1 protein-coding gene and 2 pseudogenes are annotated in these 1,646 nt (G+C 70.0%); 2 read left to right on the forward strand and 1 reads right to left on the reverse strand.

All coding sequences use genetic code 11. The features are described 5' to 3' along the window. Positions 1-362, reverse strand: a pseudogene (locus ACWEF2_RS31585) (phospholipid carrier-dependent glycosyltransferase); the annotation flags it as partial. 97 nt (positions 363-459) lie between these two features. Here ACWEF2_RS31585 and rsmI point away from each other — a divergent pair. Together rsmI and ACWEF2_RS31595 are read left to right on the forward strand one after the other, a co-directional pair. After that, positions 460-1,314, forward strand: coding sequence for a 16S rRNA (cytidine(1402)-2'-O)-methyltransferase (rsmI, locus tag ACWEF2_RS31590; protein ID WP_453819907.1), 855 nt, complete (start codon positions 460-462; stop codon positions 1,312-1,314). A gap of 54 nt (positions 1,315-1,368) precedes the next feature. Further along, a pseudogene (locus ACWEF2_RS31595) lies at positions 1,369-1,646 on the forward strand (phospholipid carrier-dependent glycosyltransferase); the annotation flags it as partial.

Here is a 1,646-nt window from a genome sequence, read left to right on the forward strand (position 1 = left end):
ACCACGTAGGAGGCGCACTTGTCGACCTCGGCAGGCGAGCATCGCTGCCAGATCTGGGTGCCGCCCTCCATGAGGATCTTGTCAGCGTCCTTGAGCGCGTTCCGCTCGGCGCCGAAGTTGATCAGGGCCCAGGCGTCCTTGGCGTAGTACGTCTCGTCGAACATCACCGCGTGCGGGCGTCCGAGGTTGACGAAGCGCAGGACCGCGCCGAACGCGGCGACCAGCACCGGCCCCAGCCACCCCCACATGAGGCTTCCCGGCATCGGCGGCACCAGCCGGTCGCGCATGGAGTCCACCGGTCCACGGCGCGGCTGAGGCTCCGGCTGCTCGAACGCCTGGCTGGGGAAGTCGGTCACGGCCACCCGGCCATCGTACGGGCCGCTTCACCCCAGGCACCCGAGAAACACCGCCTACATGGCTAATTACGGAACTTCTCCCCGGGGCGGAGGCTCAGCTGGGATGGGGGAGGATGGGAGTGTGAAGGACAACGGCAGGCTGGTGCTGGCGGGAGCTCCGATCGGGCAGGTGGGTGACGCCTCGCCCCGGCTGCGCGCCGCGCTGGAGAGCGCCGACGTGGTCGCGGCGGAGGACACCCGCCGGCTGCGCCGCCTGGCCGGGGAGCTGGGCGCGGAGATCAGGGGCCGGATCGTCTCCTACTATGACGGCAACGAGATCGGCCGGGCCGCCGAGCTCCTTCAGGTCCTCCAGGACGGCGGGACCGTCCTGGTCATCACCGACGCGGGGATGCCCGGCGTCTCCGACCCCGGCTACCGCCTGACCCACCTGGCCGTCGAGGCCGGCGTCAGGGTCACCTCGCTGCCCGGCCCGTCCGCGGTCACCACCGCGCTGGCCGTCTCCGGCCTGCCCAGCGACCGGTTCTGCTTCGAGGGCTTCCCGCCGCGCAAGGCCGGTGAGCGTGTCCGCAGGCTGGAGGCTCTGGCCGAGGAGGAGCGCACGATGGTCTTCTTCGAGGCGCCGCACCGGTTGCGGGTCTCGCTGGAGGCGATGGCCGGGGTGTTCGGCGCCGACCGCCCCGCGGCGGTCTGCCGCGAGCTCACCAAAACCTACGAGGAGGTACGGCGGGGCGGCCTGGGCGAGCTGGCCGCGTGGGCGGCCGACGGGGTGCGAGGCGAGATCACCCTGGTCGTCGCCGGGCACGTTCCACAGAGTCGGCCGCCGTCCATGGAGGAGCTGGTCGAGGAGGTCGGCCGCCGCGAGGAGACGGGGGTGCCGAGGAAGCAGGCGATCGTGGACGTCGCCAAGACGGCCGGAATTCCCAAACGCGATCTCTACGACGCTGTTCATCGTGCCTGATTTATCTCCATAATTTCCCAAATGGGATCGACAAGGGACCGGTTACTGCCGCCCATGCCGGAAAACGTCATGTGGGGGTGGCTGGGGCCGGTGCTGGTCGCCGCGTTCGGCGCGGTCCTGCGCTTCGTCAACCTGGGGCATCCACGCGCGGTCGTGTTCGACGAGACGTTCTACGCCAAGGACGCGTTCGGGCTGCTCGGCTACGGCGTGGAACGTGCCTCGCTGGGAAACACCGGCGATCCGATCGCCGATCGCATGCTGATCGCCGGGAATACCGACATCTGGGTGAGGTGCACCCCGCCCGACGCCAGTCCCTGCCCGCTCTATGTGGC

This window comes from Streptosporangium sp. NPDC004631 (assembly GCF_053601935.1).